At 37.2% G+C, this 22871-nt stretch carries 25 protein-coding genes, 3 pseudogenes, 1 riboswitch and 1 other annotated feature; of the genes and pseudogenes, 19 read left to right on the top strand and 9 right to left on the bottom strand.

Translation table 11 applies throughout. The annotated features are described in order from the left end of the window. Positions 1–469: 469 nt before the first annotated feature. The 4 genes from ABFG93_RS22480 (at position 470) to ABFG93_RS22495 (ending at position 2460) form a co-directional block, all read left to right on the top strand. On the top strand, positions 470–862 hold the full coding sequence (locus ABFG93_RS22480) for a hypothetical protein (protein ID WP_347553012.1): 393 nt from the start codon (positions 470–472) through the stop codon (positions 860–862). A 480-nt stretch (positions 863–1342) separates the two neighbouring features. Beyond that, on the top strand, positions 1343–1471 hold the full coding sequence (locus tag ABFG93_RS22485; RefSeq protein WP_347553013.1) for a hypothetical protein: 129 nt from the start codon (positions 1343–1345) through the stop codon (positions 1469–1471). Positions 1472–1750: 279 nt separating this feature from the next. After that, positions 1751–1909, top strand: coding sequence for a hypothetical protein (locus ABFG93_RS22490; RefSeq protein ID WP_347553014.1), 159 nt, complete (start codon positions 1751–1753; stop codon positions 1907–1909). After that, positions 1900–2460, top strand: coding sequence for a site-specific integrase (locus ABFG93_RS22495; RefSeq protein ID WP_347553015.1), 561 nt, complete (start codon positions 1900–1902; stop codon positions 2458–2460). Before ABFG93_RS22490 ends, ABFG93_RS22495 begins: the two co-directional genes overlap by 10 nt. Before the next feature lie 143 nt (positions 2461–2603). Here the strand turns inward: ABFG93_RS22495 and ABFG93_RS22500 are convergent, their stop codons facing one another. Together ABFG93_RS22500 and ABFG93_RS22505 are read right to left on the bottom strand one after the other, a co-directional pair. Further along, the gene (locus ABFG93_RS22500; protein ID WP_347553016.1) at positions 2604–2789 is read right to left on the bottom strand and encodes a hypothetical protein; all 186 of its coding nucleotides are present in this window, start codon (positions 2787–2789) and stop codon (positions 2604–2606) included. Between the two features lie 162 nt (positions 2790–2951). Next, on the bottom strand, positions 2952–3659 hold the full coding sequence (locus ABFG93_RS22505; RefSeq protein ID WP_347553017.1) for a class I SAM-dependent methyltransferase: 708 nt from the start codon (positions 3657–3659) through the stop codon (positions 2952–2954). A 50-nt stretch (positions 3660–3709) separates the two neighbouring features. Next, positions 3710–3932: a binding site (T-box leader), on the bottom strand. A 178-nt stretch (positions 3933–4110) separates the two neighbouring features. Between ABFG93_RS22505 and ABFG93_RS22510 the strand changes: the two genes are divergently transcribed. After that, a complete protein-coding gene (locus tag ABFG93_RS22510) occupies positions 4111–4629 on the top strand; it encodes a DUF3995 domain-containing protein (protein WP_347553224.1) in 519 nt (172 codons plus the stop codon). Positions 4630–5168: 539 nt separating this feature from the next. Then, on the top strand, positions 5169–5321 hold the full coding sequence (locus ABFG93_RS22515) for a hypothetical protein (protein WP_347553018.1): 153 nt from the start codon (positions 5169–5171) through the stop codon (positions 5319–5321). Positions 5322–5600: 279 nt separating this feature from the next. On the opposite strand, the pseudogene ABFG93_RS22520 reads toward ABFG93_RS22515, so the two are convergent. Beyond that, positions 5601–6036: pseudogene (locus ABFG93_RS22520) on the bottom strand (IS110 family transposase); the annotation flags it as partial. On the opposite strand from ABFG93_RS22520, the pseudogene ABFG93_RS22525 reads away from it, so the two are divergent. The 3 genes and pseudogenes from ABFG93_RS22525 to ABFG93_RS22535 form a co-directional block, all read left to right on the top strand. Then, a pseudogene (locus ABFG93_RS22525) lies at positions 6035–6193 on the top strand (transposase); the annotation flags it as partial. The pseudogenes ABFG93_RS22520 and ABFG93_RS22525 overlap by 2 nt on opposite strands. 250 nt (positions 6194–6443) lie before the next feature. Beyond that, a complete protein-coding gene (locus ABFG93_RS22530) occupies positions 6444–6641 on the top strand; it encodes a spore coat protein (protein WP_347553019.1) in 198 nt (65 codons plus the stop codon). Between the two features lie 16 nt (positions 6642–6657). Next, positions 6658–7140 carry a spore coat protein gene (locus ABFG93_RS22535; protein ID WP_347553020.1) on the top strand — a complete coding sequence of 161 codons (483 nt, stop codon included), beginning with the start codon at positions 6658–6660 and terminating at the stop codon, positions 7138–7140. A 1091-nt stretch (positions 7141–8231) separates the two neighbouring features. Here ABFG93_RS22535 and ABFG93_RS23250 read toward each other — a convergent pair. Continuing rightward, on the bottom strand, positions 8232–8351 hold the full coding sequence (locus ABFG93_RS23250) for an IS3 family transposase (protein ID WP_431522109.1): 120 nt from the start codon (positions 8349–8351) through the stop codon (positions 8232–8234). A gap of 208 nt (positions 8352–8559) precedes the next feature. Here ABFG93_RS23250 and ABFG93_RS22540 point away from each other — a divergent pair, with 208 nt between their 5' ends. The 5 genes and pseudogenes from ABFG93_RS22540 to ABFG93_RS22560 all read left to right on the top strand — a co-directional run bounded on the left by ABFG93_RS22540 (position 8560) and on the right by ABFG93_RS22560 (position 12281). Beyond that, positions 8560–8769, top strand: a complete 210-nt coding sequence (locus tag ABFG93_RS22540) for a hypothetical protein (protein ID WP_347553021.1) — start codon at positions 8560–8562, stop codon at positions 8767–8769. Positions 8770–8954: 185 nt separating this feature from the next. Next, a pseudogene (locus tag ABFG93_RS22545) lies at positions 8955–9062 on the top strand (AbrB/MazE/SpoVT family DNA-binding domain-containing protein); the annotation flags it as partial. A gap of 60 nt (positions 9063–9122) precedes the next feature. Beyond that, complete coding sequence (locus tag ABFG93_RS22550; protein WP_347553022.1) at positions 9123–9233, top strand: hypothetical protein; 111 nt, start codon at positions 9123–9125, stop codon at positions 9231–9233. Between the two features lie 729 nt (positions 9234–9962). Beyond that, positions 9963–10116, top strand: a riboswitch (cyclic di-AMP (ydaO/yuaA leader). A gap of 166 nt (positions 10117–10282) precedes the next feature. Beyond that, entirely contained in the window at positions 10283–10942 is a 660-nt protein-coding gene (locus tag ABFG93_RS22555; protein ID WP_347553023.1) for a potassium channel family protein, read from the top strand. Between the two features lies 1 nt (position 10943). Continuing rightward, positions 10944–12281, top strand: coding sequence for a TrkH family potassium uptake protein (locus ABFG93_RS22560; RefSeq protein ID WP_431522110.1), 1338 nt, complete (start codon positions 10944–10946; stop codon positions 12279–12281). 119 nt (positions 12282–12400) lie between these two features. On the opposite strand, the gene ABFG93_RS22565 is transcribed toward ABFG93_RS22560, so the two are convergent. Both ABFG93_RS22565 and ABFG93_RS22570 read right to left on the bottom strand, forming a co-directional pair. Continuing rightward, the gene (locus ABFG93_RS22565) at positions 12401–14197 is read right to left on the bottom strand and encodes a cation:proton antiporter (RefSeq protein WP_347553024.1); all 1797 of its coding nucleotides are present in this window, start codon (positions 14195–14197) and stop codon (positions 12401–12403) included. Positions 14198–14237: 40 nt separating this feature from the next. Beyond that, positions 14238–15593: a DUF2254 domain-containing protein gene (locus tag ABFG93_RS22570; RefSeq protein ID WP_347553025.1), complete on the bottom strand. Its 1356-nt coding sequence runs from the start codon at positions 15591–15593 to the stop codon at positions 14238–14240. 890 nt (positions 15594–16483) lie between these two features. Between ABFG93_RS22570 and ABFG93_RS22575 the strand changes: the two genes are divergently transcribed. Further along, positions 16484–17023 (top strand): JAB domain-containing protein, encoded by a 540-nt coding sequence (locus ABFG93_RS22575; protein WP_347553026.1) that lies wholly within the window; start codon positions 16484–16486, stop codon positions 17021–17023. A 377-nt stretch (positions 17024–17400) separates the two neighbouring features. Here ABFG93_RS22575 and ABFG93_RS22580 read toward each other — a convergent pair whose 3' ends face one another. The 3 genes from ABFG93_RS22580 to ABFG93_RS22590 all read right to left on the bottom strand — a co-directional run bounded on the left by ABFG93_RS22580 (position 17401) and on the right by ABFG93_RS22590 (position 20442). Continuing rightward, positions 17401–17850, bottom strand: coding sequence for a DUF1569 domain-containing protein (locus ABFG93_RS22580; RefSeq protein WP_347553027.1), 450 nt, complete (start codon positions 17848–17850; stop codon positions 17401–17403). 330 nt (positions 17851–18180) lie between these two features. Then, on the bottom strand, positions 18181–19506 hold the full coding sequence (locus ABFG93_RS22585) for an MFS transporter (protein WP_347553028.1): 1326 nt from the start codon (positions 19504–19506) through the stop codon (positions 18181–18183). A gap of 171 nt (positions 19507–19677) precedes the next feature. Then, the gene (locus ABFG93_RS22590) at positions 19678–20442 is read right to left on the bottom strand and encodes an MBL fold metallo-hydrolase (RefSeq protein ID WP_347553029.1); all 765 of its coding nucleotides are present in this window, start codon (positions 20440–20442) and stop codon (positions 19678–19680) included. Between the two features lie 132 nt (positions 20443–20574). Between ABFG93_RS22590 and ABFG93_RS22595 the strand changes: the two genes are divergently transcribed. The 4 genes from ABFG93_RS22595 (at position 20575) to ABFG93_RS22610 (ending at position 22847) form a co-directional block, all read left to right on the top strand. Further along, on the top strand, positions 20575–20982 hold the full coding sequence (locus ABFG93_RS22595) for an Lrp/AsnC family transcriptional regulator (RefSeq protein WP_034304420.1): 408 nt from the start codon (positions 20575–20577) through the stop codon (positions 20980–20982). Positions 20983–21433: 451 nt separating this feature from the next. Further along, entirely contained in the window at positions 21434–21751 is a 318-nt protein-coding gene (locus ABFG93_RS22600; protein WP_347553030.1) for a PadR family transcriptional regulator, read from the top strand. After that, positions 21738–22307, top strand: coding sequence for a DUF2812 domain-containing protein (locus tag ABFG93_RS22605; RefSeq protein ID WP_347553031.1), 570 nt, complete (start codon positions 21738–21740; stop codon positions 22305–22307). The genes ABFG93_RS22600 and ABFG93_RS22605 overlap by 14 nt, the downstream gene beginning before the upstream one ends. A gap of 261 nt (positions 22308–22568) precedes the next feature. Beyond that, positions 22569–22847, top strand: coding sequence for a hypothetical protein (locus tag ABFG93_RS22610; RefSeq protein ID WP_347553032.1), 279 nt, complete (start codon positions 22569–22571; stop codon positions 22845–22847). Positions 22848–22871 lie beyond the last annotated feature (24 nt).

Genomic DNA, 22871 nt, shown 5'->3' on the forward strand with positions numbered 1-22871 from the left:
GAGCATGCCTTCGTTCCTGAGATTCAAGACTTTCGATGCGAGCCCGCGTCGTTTGTGTTTTTCGATACCTTTTAGGGTGCTTAGCGTATATTTTCCGCGAAATGATACTGGGCCCCCTAACAGGAGTCTCGGCAGAAAACGTCTCGGACCTCCTATTTAACGAGATTAACAAAATGGTTAGTTTGTTAAATGAAAACACATTGAAACTATGTTGAAATGTGTTTTTTTTAATACCTATTGGCAAGAGGTGAAACTTTGGGAATTAAACAGTAAATCATCACACCTGTTTCCCAATACCAATATTAGGGATTTAAGTGTAGACTGTATTTTGTAGCGCTAATAGAGTGTTTTCTCCTGGTTAAATGCCTTGAATTAATAAAGTCGTAAGCTTATATTTTCGTTACATAGTAGTAAAATGCATTAGAAAGACTGGCTAAATCAACAGAAAATACAAATTGAGGAGATATCGATGAAACGATTAATTATTATTATTTTTTTATTGGCTGGATGCAGTGATCCCTCCCCACTAAAATCAGATATAGAAGTTAGGTATAACGAATTGTTCGGAACTGAATTCGGAGTTATTGATCAAGTATATGTTGATTCTAATAGCAACAATCTTACAGTACTAGGAGCTGAAGAATTCTTAGATTACTTAGATGGCGCTAAAAAAGTTAAAGGAACAGAAAGTAAAACAAATATAGTAATTACATTAGTAACATCTGATGGAATGAAAGAATATAGCAAAAAGCAAACATCAGAACAACTAAGCTATGATGCTACTAAAAACATGATCTGTAACAATGACTCTTGCTATACAATTCCTTCCCCTTTAAAAAAGCTTATTGATGACTTAGGATAACAAGAAAAAACTTACTTGTTAGGAGCAGAGTTAGCAACTGAAGGTGTAGTTTCTTACTGTGCATTTAAAACCAGAGTATAATAAAGGTAAATGAGAAGGAGGGATAATTTAACATGGTTAAAAATATTCTCTCAGTATTTTTAATAATATGTGGATTTTTAGTTGCTTTAACGTTATTTAATGTCATTAATATACCTCTTTTCTTTCCATATGCAGGTATAATTATTAGTACGACAGCTATTTTAGTAATTATTTTTAAGAATAGAAATACCGAGTCTAAATCAGTTTAACTTAGCTTGGGTTTTAGTATTTCGAACGCATACATTTTATATTTTTTACTATCTAGAATAGCGAGATTAACAAAATAACAACCGGGGTTATAACCCTGGTTGTTATTTTTCTCCTTTTGGCATTTTAATTTTAGAAAGATAAATATTAGAATATTTATAATAATGGTTGATATGAAAAGGAGGGAATACGTTGAGTGAAGAAAAGTATAGATACATAAAGCTAGCTATCTTTATTGTAATTTCTATAACTTTAATTTATATGTCTACGGAGCTTGCGGATTTAGTAGATGTGTTACAGGCATTAGTCAAAGTACAATAGTTCATAAGTTGTCTTATTCTTTTTAAATGCATAGGTATTTCTATGGAATACATGGAACTGCGTTCATGAGTTTAACAAAATGACTAGTTTGTTAAACTCGCCAAAACCCCATAAAAGAACCGAAACCCCTTGCCCGGCAAGGGGTTTTTTCGTATGTCGATAAGAAAAAGGGTTTTCACCTTAACATATTGAATGGTATTGTATAACTAGACTAAACGTATTGAATGAAAGAGGGGGTTTACCGTGCGTATAAAGGGACACACCTGGTCCTCCAATTGTGTGGCGTGCTTTCGGGATTTTGAACCAGGCGATGTGGTCGCTTACCTAACGGTCGATGAGGTGACCGTCTGTCAGCGATGTGCAAATGAGATGAAGCAGCAGCCGGTGGAATTGCGTGAAGTGCTGTTTTCCGATGAGGAGGAAGAAGCATGGGACTAAAAGGCGCCAACACGGTCGAACCGATTCGCGATCCGGACCAGATCCGGGAGATGAAGGAGCATTTGTTGCATAAATCGTACCGAGATTATTTCTTATTTGCGTTTGGGATCAACTCTGGCTTACGAATTGGTGATATTTTGCCTCTGAGGGTCATGGATGTGGCTTCAGCGACGCATTTGCGGATCAAGGAGCAAAAGACCGGGAAGATCCGGAAAGTTCGCATGACGGTGGCGCTGCAGCAGGAGATTGAGAAATACACGAAGGGCTTAGCTGCGTCGGATTATTTGTTTCCGTCACGCCAGGGCAACAAGCCGATCAGTCGCGTAATGGCCTGGAAGATCATCAACGAGGCGGCCAGAGTGGTCGGCATTGAGGGCGCGATCGGGACGCATACCTTGCGGAAGACGTTCGGGTATCACTTTTACCAGCGCACGAAGGATGTGGCGATGTTGCAGGAGATTTTTGGCCACAGTAGTCCGTCGATTACGTTGAGGTATATCGGCATCAATGATGACATGATTAATTCTGTGATGGACAACTTTTCTCTATAGGGGTTCAGTCAGGAAAATGCATCTGACAGCTGAGGATTACGCAGTCTTTTTCACATCGGTCGATCTCGGACATTTCAGAAGAAGCGTGACGTCGATGTATTATGTGTGAATAAAAACACCAGTCAAAGCGACTGGTGTTTTTATTATTTCTCTTCGTAGAAGTCTAACGTGTATTCAATTCGGTTATTACCATCTGCCTGATTGCTGTGAATCGCTCTTTCAATGACTCTCACAACTGTTTCATCGCCGTTGTTCGGATAATTGTCGATCGTAAAGCGATCGCCGATCCCTAGGTAGATCTCTTCTTCATCAATTTCTTTATTTGGCACACTGACAATCCCTCTGTCGATGAACTCGGTAGCAGTTCCAGAAAACAAAAGTTCGCCATGGAAATAAGTTGGATTATGTTAACTGGATTTGTATATGGTATACAATTAAAAAAGCTATTTATAGAAGTATAAATAGCTCCTAAATTAATGTTGGTATGGATTTTATTTTACTCCACCAAAAACGGCAAGTTCCATCCATTTGAAGTAACAATCTGCATTTTTAAATCCTATCTCCTTAAGCCAATTGACTTGATTATAGACGGGTTCAAGGATGTTATCTTCTTTATCAGGACGTGCATAGTATTCAGTAGCAACTTCTTGACGGTTTCTTTTGTTAAGAACAGTGATATGATCAATGAATAGTTCATCATGCAATTTTTCTATTTGGGAACTAGCAGAAGCTGTATGTTCAATATTAATGAAAATCCCCCCTGGTGTTAGGACCCTATAAATTTCTTGATACAATTCTCTTTTTTGTTTGTTAGGAAGATGGTGTATGGCATAACCAGATACGATACAATCTATTGATTGAGAAGTTGCATACTTTTGAAGAGAGTGACTAAAGTCATCATGAATAATCTCACATTGCGCAGAATAATCAGTCATATGAAGCTTGGCTTGCTCAATCATTGGCTTTGAATGATCAATTAAAGTAGCAAAAGCCTCAGGGTAAGTTTTTAATAAGATTTCAGATAAAAATCCGTTTCCACATCCTAAATCCATTATTTTTTTAGGGTTAGGTGCAAAATGATCAACGACTTGTAGCATAATTTTAGCTTGTTCTGCTCCAAAAGGAATTGCACCTCGTACTTGTTCAAGGTAGTGATGTGTAACATCGTGTCTTTGCCAATGTGTTTTAGACATTTTCATTAAATCCAACCTCCTATTAAATATAAAAATAAAAAGCCTAACGTCTTCTAATAAGAGACGTTAGGCTTTACCTACGTGGTACCACTCTCGTTGATTCATATTTTCAGTTCATGAACCCACTTTAAGACTTGATTACGGTTGTCATCCGTTACGGCCTATGTATCAGCCGCACCACTCCTGGGCGAGTTGGGGAATGTTATTTACTACCTTTCACCAACCGGCAGCTCTCTAAATAATAACGATTTCCTTAATACTCCCTTTCATTGCGTTTAGGATAATATGTAATTTTTAACATTCTATTATATAATCCTAGGATGGTCAATCTATTTTTTAACTACCGAGAACATGATTTATGTTAACTAGAAATGAATTTGGTATACATCACTCATTTTCTTCCTCATCCCATGATAAAATGGAATAAAAAGTAATATTAGGAGTGGATCTATTGAAGATGGCTAAAGCAAAATCAACAGCTTGGGGTTATGTGGCATGTATTTCGGCACTCTTATACGCTGCACCACATCTTTGGTGGGGGATGGGAATATCTGTAGCTTTTCCAGGCGACTATAACTCGTTCCCTAATAACGTTTGGTCAATAGCTATTGGATTTTGGACAATGGGCTTCGTAGCTGTTTTCGCAGCACTTTTTGCACTTTCTTTTATAAAACCATGGGGGCGAAGACTTCCTCGTTTAATGCTACTTACACTTGGTTGGATCTCATCAGTCGGGTTAACCCTTTGGGGTCTCGGTTTTTATTATTTAAGGTTTTTTATACAAATTGGTCGTGTGACATCGTCCCCACAATTTATTTATCAAGATTCAACTATACATCCTATAATTTGGGGTTATATTTGGTATTCATTGTTCTTAATTTGGGGTATTTCACTAGGTCTTACGGTCCTGCAGTATCAAAGAAGATCTTTTGTACAGAATGGGGAAGTTAATAAATCTATGTCTATAGACAACTAAATGAAGAGTGGAAGTTCCTAGTATGGATGATTGCGATTACTTTAATTAAGAATAAAAAATAAATAAGAATAAACAGCTCAGCAGCTCTTTAATACATTATATTGAACAATTTGAAGAAAAAGTTGCCCAAGAATTAATTATTACATTAGGGATTTACCCAGAAGGAACATTGGTAGAAATGACAAATGGTGAAGTTATCCAGGTTGAGGATCACTTCCCCTCACGTCCCATAATTCAATTGAGTAAGGAGATTGGTCCTTATTCTTATAATCCTGAGTCTGGAGTGAAAATAGTATCTCTGATCCCTTAAATGACTTTGATTAGCCATTTTAGTTCACGAAATTTCAGTTTTCCTCACTTTCATTTTACAACTGTGATATTAAGTCGTAAAAAATTGGGAAATTCAATAAAACACTTGAAAAAGGAACATGTGTTCGGTATTATTGAAGTTGAGAAAACAACTATGTGTTCCCACATCATAGCGATGACATCCACTTTCGAAGAGGGAGCCCTTTTTTTTGAAATGGAGGAGGAGAAGAATGATGGAACATGACTTTGTTCTGAGGCAAATGGAGAAGGATATGCGAGAGTCGATGACGCGTTTTTCAAAAATGAGAGGACGTCATAACATGAAGACGACTGTTCGAAAGCAGATGCAGGGAAGCCGGCAGTGGAGAAAAGACATTTGGTAATCAGTGATTTTAAACGATAGAGGCTCCTATTCCTTAATCAGAAGGAATGGAGCTTTTTTTATGTTCTTAATAGAATTGTTCACCAGTTTCCATGATTACGCTATCGTCTGAACTCCCTCTTGTTTGTTTTTTTCTAACCAATCAACGTACGATTTCCCGTAAAAATACTCATTAAATTCCTGAACACAGGACATCAGTTGGGAGCGTTTTTTCGGATAGCTCTAATTAATTAGAACTATTCTTAAATCTTCTCATGTATTAATGGTGCTCTCCACTTGTTCGGTACAAGTTCATTAGTTCCTCGGACTCTTTTCCGACTACATCGACTGGAAAAGGCGTGAGCTCCAACGCGGCAATAGCCATCTTTCTAAGAGTAGGAAATACCGTCACAAACTCAGATAAAGACCAGTTCATTCAGCTTATGAGTTGGTTACGTATAGCGCCACTTTCTTTTAAAAGCTTTGACCGCAGTGTAGAAACGACACGAAGGTCAGCTTCCATGCCTTTTAAGATGCGAGGGAAACTGTATCGTCCATCCTTCACAAGGCCAGCGATCACATAGACATCCTCTAGTGTCATGTTTCGTAGGCAAATTATCATCTAGCTCTTTTGAGCGTTTGACATGCATCGGGTTTGTCATGAACAAAGGAATACCCCGGTCATCTAGAAAATACGCGAGATTCAACCAGTAATGGCCGGTCGGCTCAATGCCGACATTGTCTCACTATCAACCCCCACGCCGATTACTGAAACTTGTAGGATTAACCTTACGAGAAAACTCCTCCGGTCAACACAAAGGTCAGAAGCGTATATCCAAGCGTGGAAGAAGGCGATTGCGTGCCATTCTTTTCCGAGTCATGATGCCGATCATTTGACACAAGGAAGCCAGCATTTTGTTATCCAATAATCCGTCGATCAACTTGAGTCGCACTTTGAACCTGAGTTCATGATCTTCTAGGCGACTTTATCAAATTTTGGAGAAAGAGATAAATTCCACGTATTTCCCTACAGTTTGTCCAAGACCCTTTTGTCACTTAACATATAATGATTAACGAGCAAGAAATAGTTCATTTTTCAATCGACTGAATTCATAATACCTTACAAAAAAGGAGGTGATATTTTATGAGTGACTTGCAAGAGGCTCTTTCAAATGGATGGCAAAAGGGAAAAAAAAATAGGATGATGGATATTTTATTATCTGATATTTTCCAAAGGCACGGGGTATCTAATGATATAAATTTGACAGATACGCAAAAACAGAAAATAAAAGATATTTTTTCAGATATCCAAAAGCAAGTGGAAGAAATCACAAAAAAATAATAAGGAGAAGGTTCATATGAGAGATACATGGGTTCGACGTGTAGACGGCGGTAAACCTCTTAATCATAAAAGTAAAAAAAGTTGGAATGCATTAGATGCTTCATGCAACCACCCATCATTTTCAGATGGAACAATTGAACAGGAAGCAAAACAAAGCTCCAAAACACTTCAGTACTCTGAAGAAAAAATTACAATTAAAGATTCTTGTGATGTTACGGTTTCTACCACAGAAACCCAAGCTGCTATTTCACTTCAAGTAGCTTTACAAGTTGCTATTGCTTTGGTTTTAAGTATTTCTATTGCAGATAGTTCTAAAGCTGATCAAATCGCGCAAGAATTATTTCAAAAAACATCAGTAAAGCAAATTAACCATCAGCACACTTATATCGAAAATTCTAGAAATGTTAATGTTACAACTACAGATACTGATTTGGCTGTAAATATTCAAGTATTACTCCAAGTGTTGGTTGCATTGCTTATTAGGTTGGATGTTCTGTAATTTCCACTTGGAAATATAATCACAATTGATGAGTACTGGAATGGGTCGAGTTCGTATCTCATCAAATGTCATTGATAAAGTTTTTATCGATAAGAAGAAAAACAGATAAAACTAGAATTCATAAATAAATCCACATCTTATTCCATTATGGATTAGAATGTGGATTGTTTTTGATCAGATAGTCTAAAGAATATATTCAGTTAAATTTCACCTTTAAGGGGTAGTAAAACACCCACCCCAAAAAGCAGGTTGTTCGAGGCGATTAGGTGGGGGACAACTGCCCATAAAGGTCCGATTGGTTCATCTAACCACCAGAGGGGGTGAACACGGCTCCCCATTTTTATTAACTATTTTCAGATTTATTATGAGATGATGCAATGAAGCTTAAATGGCCACGGAATGATCAATGGTAAATCATTGGTTGAGCTGACATTTTGTGTTTACATTCTTTCGAGGGAAACATATTTCCTTTTTGCCAAGCATATCATACACACAAGGGCATTAGCCCTCTGACCAAGTTAAGGGCCCTTCTGTAGAAGGGCCTTTTTACAATAAATAACGTTATATCTCCTTACCTGGCCTTGTTGGTGGATTAACTAATCTTGTTTTAGGGCATTTTTCCGTTTGGAACAATACCGGTATACAAGAATAGAGGGTGCTAAATAAGAAACAAATGCCCAAAAAATAGTCCACCCATGATCATAGTGGACCTTTCCTATTAAGAAAAGTGCCCATTCTAATAAAGTCGTTATTAAAGAGGTAATCATAATTTTTAAAAACGGTTTTCTATTTTTGATTTATCCAATAAATAAGAAAGCTAGCTAGGACTGGATAAAGTCCTAAATTGTAAGGAAGTGCCGAGAAACTTTCTTCGTTAAAAATCGATTTAAGATGCCAAAAGTTCATATAAAAGCCAAATTGATTAACTGTAAAAGCAATACAAGATGCAACCGGACTGACGGTTAAAACGATTTTTGAATCTCTCTTAAATAAAAATGAACTGTACCCCATAATCTAGACAGTTAAAAAAACACCTAAGCACATATGAGATGGTTCCGGTATTAAGCCGGGGTTATCTTTTTTAATGACCACTAATACCTTCTAGTATTGTAATACTCAATATAGTCACTAATGACTTGTTTAACTTCACCAAGGGCATGACACGATTTAATATCGACATCATCTGTAGTCGTTTTGATTCGATCATTTATTGGAAGTTATTTATCACCTGAAACTCATAGGAAGGAACACAAATGGTTTTATAGCCGTATTGAGTGATGTTTATGCATGTAATTCTACGAGCCTTCCCGACATGTGTCGTTAGTAGTTATAAAAATATTTTTATTATCTTTTTGTCTGGTTTTTATTTTCCTTAAAAAGGGTAAGGGGGGTATATTATGGCTTTTGGAGTTGAAAAAAATGAATGGTCAAGAAATGATTGAAGAATGGATTGCTGCGGAGTTTAATTTGCTCGAGGTTACTATTGAAAGTGATTCAGCGTTTCCTTTTGGTAAACGAATTCTAGACACCAACGGTGATTTTATGATCGTATTTTTCAATGAAAAAACTCAAAGGATTATGTGCACGTTTAAAGGGGCAGAACAGTTTCAATTCCCTGTCTTTCAATAGAGTCTTCAAAGTCTTCCCTTACTCCAGTTGTCCTCGTTAAACCACGGTTGTTCATTTCCAATATTTCAATATTTTACCACTTATTATGATGGAATACAGTTGGTATACAAAATGATTCCTTTAGTCTTGCTGAAGGATCTGTAGCAAAACAAAACCTTGATGTTTAGAGAGTAGGGGGATGATCAATGAAAGCAACAGGAATAGTACGTAAAATTGATGATTTAGGACGAATTGTACTGCCAATTGAACTAAGACGAACGTTTGGCATAAAGGAAAGAGATCCTCTTGAGATTTAATTGGATGATGGACAAATCCTCATTCAGAAATAAAAACCTAGTGAACAGGCTTGTCACGTGACTGGAGAGGTGTCATCTGATAACTTTTTGTTTGGAAATGGCAACATCGTCTTGAGTCCTGAGGGAGCTCAGATTCTGATGGGAGAATTGAAAAAAAAGCTAGATTAAGTGTTTTTCTTTGATACGTGATTAAAAGGGAAGGGAGATGAGACTATCTTCTCCTTCCTTTGTCGACTCCTTGGAACCGAGGTACTCGATCACGTAATTGTGAGTCATACTGGGGATCATTACAGCTTGAAGGAACGGGGACACCTTTAAAAATAATCATCCTATTTTTAAAAGAGATCTGATTTCATAGGGTTGTCCATGTTGGTTTCATCTTATTTATCTGGCGAAGTGTTACATTCTTGAACGGAGCTAATGGACAAGGTGAGTGATTCACCAGATTCATTGTGACCTAATATAATCAGTTGGGTGTGTGGATATAAACGAAACCAAATTGTAGTCTACAATATCCTGCCGTAAAATAAAAAAGGACATAAGGGATAACGTCCTTTTGACTATACAACTTCTTCCTGTTACTTTCCCCTTTGGATTACAGTATGTGTTTTCGTTTCAAAGGATTCTTCTTAGAACGTAAGGTAACTCTATCCTTTATACGTTGTCCACGTTATGTTGAAGCAATATAGAATTTTTGTTATTAAATTGAATCTATATACTTTTTTACTTTGGCAGCGTTTCAAATCGGTTTGCACCTGAAAGTACTGTAAACTTGTTAGCTTTTAACCCATTTGAGGCTCAATTAAGATGCATAAACGGTATTTACATTTTAAAAGTTCAGGAGTACACTATGTCTCAGTTACCTAAACCAACAGTTTCTTAAACCAACAGTTTCTTAATCTTAAATCGCTTAAACCTTTTTCTTGGTACGGGGGACCCAATCTTGTTGCAGTTTACTGCTAGGGGTGAATCCTATGGCAAAGCATAGGTAGGGCTACTCTTATAGTCCGAATCCGACAGCTAACTCCGTAAGCGTTATGAGGGAAGACGATGAAACTTGTGCTCGAAATATAACGACCACAGGCTAATTTGTCTGTGGTCTTTTTTATGCACAAAAACAGAAAATTTGATAGTAACCTTGCTAGAAAACTCATCATTTTTTTGGGGATGGGCAGATTAAAAGCATGGTGGAATTGTAGTTGAGAGGGGAAGACATCATGAAAAAAAGCTTTGCAGTCATTGGACTAGGACGTTTTGGTGGAACGCTTTGTAAAGAGTTGAACAGAAGACGCGTGGAAGTACTTGGCATTGATAAAGACATGCAGCGAGTAAATGAATACTCAGAATTTGCCACGCAAGCACTCGTATTAGATGCAACAATCGAAGAGAATTTGCAACGAATAGGCATTCGAAATTTCGATCATGTTTTTGTTTCCCATGGGGACGATCTCCAATCCAGTATCTTAACAACGCTTCTTTTAAAAGAAATGGGGGTTAAGAAAGTTTGGGTGAAAGCAAAGAACGATTATCATCATAAGGTTCTAGAGAAAATAGGTGCTGATCACATTATCCATCCAGAGAGTGAAATGGCGAAACGTCTTGCGCATCACGTAGTCTCTGAAAAAATCATCGATTACGTGGAGCTATCAGACGAATATAGTATTGTTGAAGTCATTGCAACAAAAAAAATTGCAGGGAAGACGTTACTTAAGCTGGACACTAGAGCAAAATTTGGAGTTACTATTGTAGCGATTAAGAAAAGAGATCGTAAGATTCTTGTTTCACCTTCTGCGGAATCGACGATTGACAAAGAGGATGTGTTAGTTGTCATTGGTAATAATGACGACCTTGAGCGCTTTGAAGAAGTAGGAGTGTAAAATCATGATGAGAAATAAATTTGTGTTACGGTTTATTAAACTCAGTCCACCACAAGTGCTGATATTTGTCTTTTTGGCGTTAATATTCATAGGGGCTGCCTTATTAAAAATTCCATTAGCGACCACACAAAGTATCACTTTGCTTGATGCCTTATTTACAGCCACATCAGCAATGACTGTCACGGGACTAGTTGTGGTGGATACTGGACAAGCGTTTACCTTATTTGGTCAGTTAATTATTCTTTCCTTAATCCAACTTGGTGGGCTTGGAATCATGACTTTTGCGGTATTAATCTTCATGGCTTTGGGGCGAAGAATTGGGATGAAACACCGTCTATTAGTGCAGCAGGCAACAAACCAGTCCTCCATTGGAGGCGTTATTAATTTAGTTAAAAATATTTTGATCTTCTCTTTGGTAGTTGAGACGATTGGATTTATAATTTTAGCAGCACGCTGGGTCCCGGATATGGGGTGGCAGGCTGGAGCTTACGCAAGTTTTTTCCATTCCATCTCTGCTTTTAATAACGCTGGTTTTTCGATCTGGTCTAACAGTTTAATGGATTATGTCGGAGATCCCGTTGTCAACATAGTGATTTCGTTCTTATTTATTTTTGGAGGAATTGGGTTTACGGTATTAAATGACCTCATTCGAAGCAAAAGTTTTCGAGAAATGGCCCTTCATTCTAAAGTAATGCTTATTGGAACCATCGCCATAAATATCATTGCTATGTTCACTTTTTTCATTTTGGAGTATCACAATCCGCAAACTCTAGGTAACTTATCACTTGGTGATAAGTTATGGGGTTCATACTTCCAGGCTGTGACTACGAGAACTGCGGGTTTTAACAGTGTGGATATTGGCGGAATTGGAATTGACACAGCTTTTTTTATGTTTGTCTTAATGTTTATCGGTGCTGGCAGCACGTCGACCGGTGGGGGAATAAAGCTAACCACGGCTTTTGTGATTACTTTGGCCGTGTTTACATTTCTGAGAGGAAAGAGTGACCCTGTCATTTATGGAAGAACAATAAGGAAGCATATCGTTTTAAAGGCTTTAGCTATCACCATTATTAGTATAATGATTGTGTATTTCACCATTTTCGTACTAGTCCTTACAGAAAACGCTTCCTTTATAGAAATTACGTTTGAAGTCCTATCTGCTTTCGGAACTGTTGGTTTATCGATGGGGTTAACAGGTGATTTATCCACTATGGGGAGAATCGCTATTATCTTCGTTATGTTCTTAGGGAAATTAGGACCGCTGACACTCGCTTTTTCATTGGCACAGCCAGATCGGTCGAATATACGGTATCCAAACGAAGATCTTTATACTGGTTAAAAGTAGGATGCTGTATAGGGATGTGTTACCTTACGATAACAAAATCCTATTACTTATATAATTTGAGTGACAATTGCATATTGAGGTGGGAGAAAATTAAACTTTTAAGTCAATCAAAATTAATAAGAGGGTGTAAGAATAAGCACTGAGTCCCCTGGTTCTCCTTGTGGTTGGTCGTGTAGAGTGAAAAAAGAAATTTTTCCGGACTTCTTTAGCAGCAATATTTTAATGGAGTCCTCTGGTTGATCATTTTCAACGACCTCATTACGATCATCTTCTGTTAATTGAACCGACCGAAAAACATAACCTCTTTCTATTAATTTATTCAGATGCTCCCATGTTATCCCTTTGGAAAAAAGGATCAATCCCCGGCTAGTGTGAGCGAGCTCACTGAGGTTGTCTTTGTCACTTTCACGAAGGCTAAGTTGAAATACATTATTTCTTCCCATCTCGGGAATAAAATTATTACAAACCAAGGCGTTGTATGCATCTAGTTCTGTTGCAGCGATTAATATGTCATATGATGTAAGGTCGAGGCGATGTTCAGTTTTTTGGGCTAATAATTCTCCGTAGTAGGTTTTTTTGAAACCATGTTGTTTTGCAAATTGAAGTTTCGACCAGGATGAGTCCGATATTAAAACAGGAATGTCTAGATTTGTGAGGCTTTTGGCAAGTTCAACTGTAAAATAGTTACTTCCTACAATTAGTATTCCTGGTTCACCTTCTGCCGCGAGTCCTAATTTTTGACCCAACCAGCGCATAGAGAATCCATGTAAAACCACCGTTGCAAATACTAATGAAAAGGTTAAGGGAACGAGAATAGTTGCATCAGTAAAACCTTCTGATATAAGAATGCTCGAAAAGTACCCAGAAACAGTTAGCGCTACGATTCCACGGGGAGCGATCCAACTTACCAAAACTTTTTCTTGAGTCGTTAGCTCCGTATGAAAAGTAGACAGCCAAATTGACAAAGGACGAATAAAAAATAACATTATAAACACAAATGCTAAGATTTTTAAATTGAATACGTTAACTAATGTTTCGAAACTTAAAGAAGCTGTTAGCATTATAAAAATTGCTGAAACTAGCATAACTGAGATGTTTTCTTTGAAATGACGAATGTCATTTATAGAGGATATATTAAGATTTGCCAGAGTAATCCCCATAGCTGTAACAGAAAGCAACCCTGTTTCATGCATAATTTCATTTGGAATCGTAAAGCAAAAAATAACGACTGCAAATACAATCGGAGATTTTAAAAATTCAGGAATTTGTCCTTTTTCGAACATTTGGGCAATGAATTTTCCAAGTATCCAGCCAAGTAAAACAGCGAAAAGTGAGGCAAGAAAAAATAACACCAATTGATTTATTGTTACTTGTTCCAGTACAAAAAAACGAATGATTTCATAGGAGAAGACAGCTAGTAAAGCCCCTAATGGATCGACAATGATTGCTTCCCACTTTAAAATAGCTGCCGGTCGTGCTTTTAATTTGGCTTGTCTTAACAATGGAAGGATGACGGTAGGACCTGTGACAATTAAAAGACCTCCAATTACAAATGAGACGGCCCAGGATAGACCTGCTATAAAATGGGCGGCGAATGAACCTGTAATCCAGGCCAATAGAGCCCCAAAAGTAACAATTCGATAAATGGAATGTCCTAAATCTTTAATCTCCCGAAAGACAAGCTTAAGACTTCCCTCAAATAATATGATGGCAACTGCGATTGATATCATTGGTTTATACAGGTTTCCAAATTGTTCGTGAGGATTTAATAGTCCCAATATTGGTCCTGCGAGCAACCCTGTTACAGACATGACTACTATGGCAGGCAAGTTAAATTTCCACGAGATCCATTGAGAACCAATTCCAAGAATTCCGATAATCATGATTAAAAATAAGGAAGATTCGAACATATTAAAACTCCTCTATCTGAATTGAATTGTATAAGGTATTTTAATCCATTATTTCTTGATCATTAAGATGTGTAAGGGAATGTTTTTCAATAGGACGGTAGCTTGCTTGGTAATTTGTTTTGTCAGCTAACAATTTATACTTATTATTAATAAACTTATAATCCAAGTCATTTGCAACAGAAAAATTAAAACCTCTTAGTACATACCGACCAAACTTCCACAATTCATCTTTTATTTTTTGATTGTTACCTTCTGCTGCTATAGAAAGAGAATGTAGTATTTCTGCCAGGATTGAAACGTCCTCTTTAGCATGGGGCCTAATTTGATATAAGCTCCTATATAAGTAGAAGGAGTAAGGCGGCTTCTCTGTAATGATACGTAAGTTATTGTGTTGATCAAAATACAGAGGATCTGCTTCGTAGTCCTTAGCAAGAACGGATAATACTTTTCCTAGTTTGTTAATACAGACGCTAGCTGTATACGGATCATTCACCATGGTAGCAAGGGAACGAAGTGCAATTTCAACTAGCTTTTGAATTCCATACTCAATATCATATTTTGATGAACGGTGGGCTCCAATCATTACAGTATCTATATACTTTTTCTCGGCTATCTTAGAGTTTTTATAATAAGATAAGAGGACAGTCGTTTCATCCACATAATCTCCTGAATTCTTTTCAACTTTTACGATGATATTATCTTGTATAGCCATCTCCAACAGTTTTTGTATATCAACATCATGAATATATCCTGATCTTATTGAGAATACCCTTTTGGCAGCAAAGAGTTTCGTGTTCTCTGTCTGGAGAGATTCCTTTTTCTTAATAATATTGCTGGTAATGGTGTTACGATTGTTTTTGATTGTCAAAAGTGTTTCATTTGTAATTCGTTCAACTATATTTGTAACTTTTAACCAGCTAATGGTGTGACTGATGAAAAGGACAAAATAAATCAAACAAACAATTGAATATACGATTGAAAAGGCTGGAGAAATGTAAAGTTGTCCTTCATTTGTTTCCTTTAGATTAAGCCAAAGCATAATAACGTAAAAAATACCACCTAAAAAGATACCGAGCACTTTACTTGTAAAAGGATCTTGTAAGAAGCTTTGAATGATTCGAGGTGAATAGTTAGATAAATAAGTTGTTAGAACGACAAGTGTTACTGAAAAACTTATTAAAACCAGTGTAAACAAAGAAGTAAATAGAGTTCGGAGAATTGTTTCTCCAGTATTATAAGAAGTAAATAATGGTTCTGGCAAAAATGGAAAGGAGGCATGGGTGAACATATTTTCGAAATATATAGTTGTCATTGCTCCAAAAAAAGTAATAAGAATAAATAAGAGTGGGATGAACCAATGGCTTGATTTTAACGAGTTATATCTCTCTAAGATCACCAGTCTTAATTCCTCTTTTCATCAATGTTTAAAATTAGTTTGTCCAAATATCGCGGAAACAATAAATCCAGTGGTTTCGAGTTATTGAAGATAAAGTTATCGAGAGGAAAATCGAGTATTTATTTCATGGTTAACAGAGCATATTTAGAAATAGAAATCTATTTTTGATTAATTTACGGAGGCTCATCTCGAGTCAAAAACCATTTATGATCGGCTAAGAGATCGTGAAGAGAAAGAAGGGAAGTGGAAAGGTATAGGAGAAACTTGGGTTACTGCAGTTTTTTATGAGTCATGATTTCCTTCTGGAGGTTGAATGTTTCATTGAAAATATAGATAAAGCCAGGTTTGATCATTTAAAAGAGAGCAATTAGTAAATCGACTTTCTTTTAAGAACTTGTTTTATTTAGGACGGCATGTACTACAGACTGCTCCAGAAGCCAACAGCACTTATGGTCATTCTGTACGTGTCGCTTCGATCCTAAAGCGCCTGATATCTACGGTCTGTAAGCTGTCGCTAAGAGGCCGTACGTACCTGGTCTCCTTGCGCGAAGTGCCGGACCGAACGAGCCGAAGAAAAAAATGCCATGGAAGGCAGCCCGTAGGCTGCCTTTTTTTGTGTTTTTTTCTTTTGCCCTGCGGAGCGTACAAAATCGCCATCCGGCTAAGGCTCAACCCGGGCGAGCCTCGACCTCTTCCCGGTTTGAACCTAAGGCGGATCACCAGCCAGTCAAGGGGCCCAAAACTTTTTGACCAGGTGCCGTCAAAAACTGTTGGTCTGATCCCTTGACCGTCTGGTGAGGCGTTCTGTTCGTCCTACGTGCCAAAAGACAAAAAAATACCCTTTCGGGAATCAGCGCCCGCCTGGCAAAACAAAAAAGGAGGACAAGCTTATGAACGCTTTTGTTTCAATGAAGGAAAAGGATTTCAAACGGGAGTTACAGGGAGAAAAGGTCCTGCAGTCAAAAGAAGAGAAGAGCAATTGTCTTGAGGTGATTTTTGAGGTTATTCGAATTAAACAGGTGGTTCAAGAAGTGCCGACCCCTTTTGCGATTGGGGCGATACGCTCCCCCGGGGATGCCGCCAACGTAGCCGGAACGTTGATTGGTGATGAAGACCGGGAAGTGTTTTTGGTTCTTTGTTTGAACACGAAAAATCAGGTAACGGCAGCTCATCGGTGTCACGTTGGCAGCATCAATGCGAGCATTGTGCACGCGCGAGAAGTCTTTAAAACAGCGATTTTGAATAACGCCGCATCCATTGTGCTGAGTCATCAGCATCCCAGTGGAGACCCGACCCCCAGCATGGAAGATTTAAACGTCACGCAGCGTCTCGTGGATGCCGGTCGATTGCTTGGCATTGACGTATTGGATCACGTGATTGTCTCTCAGAGTGGGGACCACTACAGTTTAAAAGAAAAGGGGCATTTGTAGAGATGCCAGGCGGCGAAGCGTCGTCGCCTCGGTTTCGCATGGATAAAAGCTACGCTTTTGTTAATTGAAGCAGGCATCTGTTATCAAGACCTAAATTATAAAAATTCATAAAAAATAAAGGAGAAAACATATTAGACATATATAATATGTTTTCTCCTTTTTATTCCATTAAAGCTCCTCTATAACGGAACAAAGGACGTGATCCAATATTCTTGAATTGCGCCCTATTACAGAAGATCTATATGTAAGATATAGGCTCCACATATGTTAAAGAAAGCATTTTCTTTTTAACAATAAGATGATTATTTATGTCTAGGTCGTTAAGGCAATTCGTTGTTTTTCTCTCTGGTCAACTTTTATTTAGATTCAAAGATTTACTAAACTCCAAACTGTTTTAAATGATGGTCAAGGTGTTTGTAAATTCCTTTTCCCCATTGCTCGGAAGTAAGTTTACCGAAAAAAGGATGTGGATGAGTTGTACACTTCTCTGACCCGTTACTTTGGAACGTTATAATTTTTTGTTTCAGTTTTTCCTTTTCTGTTTCAAATTCTTTTTTATCTACAATCAAAATAGTTGGAATTGTGGACATGTTTTGGGGTAATGGCTTGTCGTCATAAAAAATTGGTTTCACAAACTTTCCTATCAATATCCCTAACCAACCTCTCGCAGGAAAAGAATTTCCCAATGCAATGTCTTGAAAGGATGAGCAATGTGCTAGCATTTGGGCAACATCCATTTTACCCCATTGCGGTTTTGAATTTGGGCTTAATTTGTCAATACGGTTTAAAATTTCCTCTGACTCTAATTGATTAAAAATATTTTTCATTTGTGCACTTCTCCTTTACAAATCAACCTCTACATCACCACAAAAATCCATCATTTTGTTAATCCGCCTCAATATGCAGAAATTTTTCCACAATCTGATAACAATAATAACATAATAATCCAATTTTGTTCGAAAATCTTATTTCATTAAATGGCCCTTTTGTGGGTTAGATATTGGAATCTCTTATTCCGTTAAACTGCCCTGTTTTGTTTTATATAAGTTACCTTCCTATATGAATAAAGGCAGCTTTCAATTTCTTGCTGAAAGCTGCTTTGTTAATTAGATTTTAATTGTAATTTACTATATAGGGATATATCTACATTAGTCTAACTATTCAAGAAATAAAGTATTAATAAAAACTTTTCTTTTCCGAGACCAAACAACTACAGGAATAAGCACTAGTGACAGAATGGCTCCAGAAAGTGATAATGCTGCAAAACTAGAATGAGCGACTACCATTCCTGATACCCCCCCACCAGCTGCTCCTGACAGTGCAAATAGTACATCGACTGATCCTTGTGTTTTTGCACGCACAGATGGGTGTGTTGAATCTATAATGAGAGCAGTCCCACTTATTAAACCAAAGTTCCAGCCTAAACCTAGTAGTACTAACGCCAGGGTAAGCAGTGGCATTGAACCTACCGGTGCAAAAGCTGCCACCAATCCAGAGGTTAGGAGTGTAGCACCAGAAGCAACAGCCATAGTAATACGGCCAAGCTTATCTACCAGTATACCTGTCAATGGTGAAGGAAGGTACATAGCTGCTATATGGAAACCTATAACTAATCCTACTTCTCCCAAACCATGACCATGATGTCCCATATGAATTGGTGTCATTGTCATAATGGCTGCCATGACAAACTGAGTCAAAATCATAATTACAGCCCCTACAACAACACCCTTTTTGTTTATGGTAGCATTCTTTAAATTTGTCCCTGTCTGTACGGTATCGTCTTTTTTCTTAGCATTCGCAATAGCTGTAGACACAACCAAAGGGTCTGGACGAAGTAAAATTAAGATAAATAATCCGGCAATAATAAAAGCAGCTGCTGACAAGATAAAGGGGCCAGCCAAGGTTGGAACACCAATTGAATCCGCAAATTCTCCCATTCTATTGACCAAGTTAGGACCAACAACAGCACCCAAGGTAGTGGAAACCATGGCCATGCTTGCAGCAGTTGCCCTTTGTTTATCTGTTGCAAGGTCTGTCCCTGCATATCGCGCTTGTAGATTAGACGCCGTACCAGCTCCATAAATAAAAAGAGAAATAAATAAAAGTGGGATGCTGTTGGTTAAAGCTGCAATTATAACACCAATAGCACCTAACCCACCTGCAAGGAAACCACCTGCAAGTCCTGCTCTACGGCCAAAACGTTGTGAAGACCGACCTATAAGTAGGGCAGCTCCTGCAGAACCTAAAGTAAATAGGGCAGTTGGAATTCCTGCCGCATTTTCAGTCCCTAGCATGTCTTGTGCAAGAAGCGCTCCTACTGTTATACCGGCTCCAAGTCCTGCTCCTCCAAAGATTTGTGAAAGAATCAAAATTCTTAATGTTTTTTTATAAAGGTGTATTTGTCTTTCTGGTGAATCAATATATTCTTGCAACCATATAGGCTGGTGTGTTGAGGCATTTGTATCTTTTGCTGACATTGTCATGAACTCTACCTCCTAACGAAATATCCTTGTAGCTTTTCATGTTTGGTTTGTCATCCTTGGAACATTTCATATCGTCATTAGAAGAAGCTCATAATTAAATTTCGATAATTATGAGCTTCTTCTATTTCTTATTTTTAAATAGGAACGTGACACTATTTGTCGGTGTTCATATTAAAATGTGTAGGATTCACCATCTTCTGGTGCTAAAATATTACTTGAGAATCCTTTTTCTTTACTAAAGTTTTTTAATTCTTCTCTAGATAGTGTCCAATGGTTAACAGCTTCCATATGAACAGAAATAACCTTAGCATTAGGAGTCGCCTTGTGTACTTCATAGATGTCTTCTTTTCCCATAATGAGAGAACCATATTCTATCAATTGATTATCTCCGCCATTGACGACAATAATATCTGGTTTATGGGTATCCAATTCTTCCTGTACACCTTCATACCAGACTGTATCACCAGCTACGTACAATGTTTTTTCACTTGGATGTTTAAAGACAACGCCACATACTTCCCCCATAAGCTTTAATAGTTCTTCTCCTCTTCCATGCTCGCCTCTTGTTTTAACTAATTGGATGCCTTCAAAGACAGTGTTCTTTGTTAATACCTCTACATTTTGGAACCCGTTATTTTGTACTTCCTTTGCATCTTCTTCATTTTGAACGAACATTTTAATTTCTTTTGGTAATAGTCTTTGCGCTGCCTCGTCAAAATGGTCTAAATGTAAGTGAGTCACAATGACTGCATCAACTTCACTAATAATATCGTCAACAGAGGTTGGTAAACTCACTGAAGGATTGTTTTGATCTTGCCTAATCGTACCAGGGAAAGATGGGTACGTACCTTTCTCTGCTAACATAGGATCAATTAAAAACTTTTTATTTGCATATTCTACAACTATCGTTGCATTTCGAATTTGTGTAATCTTCATTTTTACAACTCCCTTTCTTTTCATGTGTTCCCTAACAGTGTTAAGTGTATAATATGAGCAGCATTCAAATACACAGATAAAATATAGTATTTTAGGCGTTTGACTTTATTTTTGAAAGGAGTTGACGTTCAGATGGATCAAACAGATAAGCGAATTATAGAGGAGTTATGTAGCAATAGCCGGATTACGATGAAAGAATTAGGGGAGAGAGTTCACTTAACAGGACCAGCAGCCGCAGCTAGAGTGGAGAAATTAGAGGACAATGGGGTTATTGAGGGTTATAGCATTAAAGTAAATCAAGCGAAATTAGGGTGCTTTACGTATGCCTTTATCAATATCTATATAGAAGGTACACATCATCAACCATATCTCTCATTTATCCAAACAAAGGAGGGGTATGTCATCAATAATTATAAAATCAGTGGAGATAGCTGTTATCTTTTGGAGTGCAGGTTTCCAAGTAATGAAGCGTTAAATCAATTTTTATTAGAGTTAAACAAGTATGCAAACTATAAATTATCGATCGTTATAAGTAAATAGGGCCTGAATAAAAATGGCTATTTGTGAATAGTCACATTTAAACTATAGGGGCTTGAATAGAACAACGAAGGTAGCTGGGGCACCTCTTTTTCTTATTCACAAGTTAGTTTGTGAAAGACTGTACTTAAACTAACGGGTGCGTTAGTTCAACAAGCTAAAGGCAGCAATCATAATTATTAACTTGATCTTCCGTAAACGGGCGCATTTCTGAAGTAGTGAATTGTGCTCTTTCTTCATGTATAGGGCCATTTAATTGAATAAGATTACACAAAAAGTCGATTTCCCAACGTAAAGGAAATCGACTTTTTTAGATTAAATTTTTGCCTAATTATAAAGGTTCTACTTTAAGTTCCTTTGATGAATTTTAAAAATGCTGTTGACTATTCAGTTGAACTGTATTACATTATTATAAAGTCAAACTATATAGTTGAACTGGATAGAGGGTGAGAGTATGAAACATAAATTATTGCCGTTGTCTGAAACCATGCATTATATTTTATTAGCTCTACGTGAGCCACTCCACGGCTATGCCGTAATGCAGAAGATAGAAAAAATAAGTAATGGTACCGTTATTTTAGCGGCTGGTACATTATACGGTGCGATTGAAAACTTGAATAAACATGGTTGGATTGAACCTGTTGGAAATTCAGGTCGGAGAAAAGTTTATATGATAACTACAGAAGGAAGCGCCATTTTGAAAATGGAACAAGAAAGACTATTGCATATTTTATCCTTGTATGAAAGAAGTGAATCAAATGAGGAGGTTTAAAGTATTTTTTGATATTGAAAAAGAAGAGCAATGGCTGAACGAGCAATTACAAAAAGGCTATCGCTGTACAAATATTAGTGGATTAGGAATATACACTTTCGAAAAAACTGACAAGAGATATGTTATGCGACTTGATTATCAAGATTATTTACCGAAGAAAAAGTTCGTGGAATACAAAGGGATATATGAAGATTTCGGTTGGGTCTATATAAAGGGGTTCTGGCTTGGTGGAATACGGTATTGGCAAAAAGAAGATGATGATCAAAATGAAATCTTCTCGGACCGCCAATCAAAGGGTAATTATTATAAAAGATTAATGGGTTATTCATTTGGGTTGGGTATGCTGTGTTTGGCTTTTTCTTATATGCTTTACAAGGATTCGGGATTATATTTAACTGAAGGTCTTTGGAGTATGAAAGGTGCATTATTTTGGAAAGCATTTTTATTTGAAACTCCATTTGTCCTTTTGAGGTTGTTTCCCGCACTTCTGGTTGTTTTTTTTGGTAGCAGTTTCTATAAAGCTTATCGAAAGTACTCAATGTTAAAAGAAAAATAATGCGAGGAGTTTAAGTATGAACTTTTTTTAATTCAAAGAAGTAATTGAGGATAATGTATCTACAACAATCGGGCGCGATTGTTGAACAACGTAGGTAGAAAATGATCAACTTTTTTATAAAAACCAAACTTAAATCTGCTGGAGAAGAATCCATTTTGATCAATCTTTTTTCAAAATGGATTCTTTTTATTTATCGTAAAATATGGGTTTTCGAGGTATTTTTGATCAAACTTTATTTCAAAGCTACACGAACTTCTCTTTTTGTTAAAATACGCTCGTTCTTATCGCTCTGAAGTCTATCATTTACGCGTCATAAGTTATAAGGCAGAGGAGAGGGGTGAAAGCGATCAAACATTAGAGGGGATCCAGCATCAGAGCTATGAGGAATATGAAAAGGCGACTCAAAAAGTATGGATCATTGAAAACATTTTAAAAGATCGAATCGGGTATTATCCGGTGAAAGTAACGGATAATTTCCTGCAGCTTTATCTTCATCGTATCAAGCAATCACAGAAGAAACGAATGGTCCTAAAAAAGTGAACGAAGAAGCTTATTATTTCATGT

The sequence above is a fragment of the Pseudalkalibacillus hwajinpoensis genome, assembly GCF_039851965.1.
Lineage (GTDB): Bacteria > Bacillota > Bacilli > Bacillales > Guptibacillaceae > Guptibacillus > Guptibacillus hwajinpoensis_E.

What these genes read in the sequence shown, in the direction of transcription:
- ABFG93_RS22580 (WP_347553027.1), bottom strand. Translation starts at nt 17,850, where the DNA reads ATGAAAAATATTTTTAATCAATTAGAGTCAGAGGAAATTTTAAACCGT.
- ABFG93_RS22585 (WP_347553028.1), bottom strand. Translation starts at nt 19,506, where the DNA reads ATGACAATGTCAGCAAAAGATACAAATGCCTCAACACACCAGCCTATA.
- ABFG93_RS22555 (WP_347553023.1), top strand. Translation starts at nt 10,283, where the DNA reads ATGAAAAAAAGCTTTGCAGTCATTGGACTAGGACGTTTTGGTGGAACG.
- ABFG93_RS22515 (WP_347553018.1), top strand. Translation starts at nt 5,169, where the DNA reads ATGATGGAACATGACTTTGTTCTGAGGCAAATGGAGAAGGATATGCGA.
- ABFG93_RS22535 (WP_347553020.1), top strand. Translation starts at nt 6,658, where the DNA reads ATGAGAGATACATGGGTTCGACGTGTAGACGGCGGTAAACCTCTTAAT.
- ABFG93_RS22495 (WP_347553015.1), top strand. Translation starts at nt 1,900, where the DNA reads ATGGGACTAAAAGGCGCCAACACGGTCGAACCGATTCGCGATCCGGAC.
- ABFG93_RS22565 (WP_347553024.1), bottom strand. Translation starts at nt 14,197, where the DNA reads ATGTTCGAATCTTCCTTATTTTTAATCATGATTATCGGAATTCTTGGA.
- ABFG93_RS22510 (WP_347553224.1), top strand. Translation starts at nt 4,111, where the DNA reads ATGGCTAAAGCAAAATCAACAGCTTGGGGTTATGTGGCATGTATTTCG.
- ABFG93_RS22595 (WP_034304420.1), top strand. Translation starts at nt 20,575, where the DNA reads ATGGATCAAACAGATAAGCGAATTATAGAGGAGTTATGTAGCAATAGC.
- ABFG93_RS22505 (WP_347553017.1), bottom strand. Translation starts at nt 3,659, where the DNA reads ATGAAAATGTCTAAAACACATTGGCAAAGACACGATGTTACACATCAC.
- ABFG93_RS22480 (WP_347553012.1), top strand. Translation starts at nt 470, where the DNA reads ATGAAACGATTAATTATTATTATTTTTTTATTGGCTGGATGCAGTGAT.
- ABFG93_RS22575 (WP_347553026.1), top strand. Translation starts at nt 16,484, where the DNA reads ATGAACGCTTTTGTTTCAATGAAGGAAAAGGATTTCAAACGGGAGTTA.
- ABFG93_RS22590 (WP_347553029.1), bottom strand. Translation starts at nt 20,442, where the DNA reads ATGAAGATTACACAAATTCGAAATGCAACGATAGTTGTAGAATATGCA.
- ABFG93_RS22540 (WP_347553021.1), top strand. Translation starts at nt 8,560, where the DNA reads ATGAATGGTCAAGAAATGATTGAAGAATGGATTGCTGCGGAGTTTAAT.
- ABFG93_RS22600 (WP_347553030.1), top strand. Translation starts at nt 21,434, where the DNA reads ATGAAACATAAATTATTGCCGTTGTCTGAAACCATGCATTATATTTTA.
- ABFG93_RS22530 (WP_347553019.1), top strand. Translation starts at nt 6,444, where the DNA reads ATGAGTGACTTGCAAGAGGCTCTTTCAAATGGATGGCAAAAGGGAAAA.
- ABFG93_RS22605 (WP_347553031.1), top strand. Translation starts at nt 21,738, where the DNA reads ATGAGGAGGTTTAAAGTATTTTTTGATATTGAAAAAGAAGAGCAATGG.